A 396-nucleotide genomic window follows, 5' to 3' on the forward strand; every position below is an offset into this window, starting at 1 on the left:
TGAACCCGGCCGACGCCGCCCGCTTGGCCCTTCATGCCGGCCATCTGGTGGCCTTCTCCTGGGGTGGCCACCACTGGCGGCTGACCCTGCGGATCAGCGAACGGCTGGCACCGGGCCTGCTCGGCCTGCCCCTGGGGGCCCATGGTCTGCCGACCGCGCTGCACCAGGCCTATGTGACTGACTTGCAGGAGGCCATCGCATGAGCAATGAGCTGATCGATCTGTTGCTGGAGGTAGGCAAAGCCTTGATCGTGCTGGTGGGGATCGTGGGGGCTGGCGCCTTCATGAGCTTCATCGAGCGCCGTCTGCTGGCGCTCTGGCAAGACAGGTACGGCCCCAACCGGGTGGGCCCCTTCGGCCTGCTGCAACTGGCGGCCGACATGGTCAAGATGTTCTT

Annotated in this window: 2 protein-coding genes; both read left to right on the top strand. The window is 66.4% G+C overall.

The genetic code is table 11. The annotated features are described in order from the left end of the window. On the top strand, positions 1 to 203 hold a 203-nt coding region (locus B4920_RS25920), incomplete at its 5' end, for a hypothetical protein (protein WP_216820038.1). Continuing rightward, positions 200 to 396: NADH-quinone oxidoreductase subunit H (locus B4920_RS25925; RefSeq protein ID WP_173862704.1), on the top strand; the 197-nt coding region annotated here is incomplete at its 3' end. The genes B4920_RS25920 and B4920_RS25925, both read left to right, overlap by 4 nt.

The organism is Zoogloea sp. LCSB751, from assembly GCF_002028455.1.
Lineage (GTDB): Bacteria > Pseudomonadota > Gammaproteobacteria > Burkholderiales > Rhodocyclaceae > Zoogloea.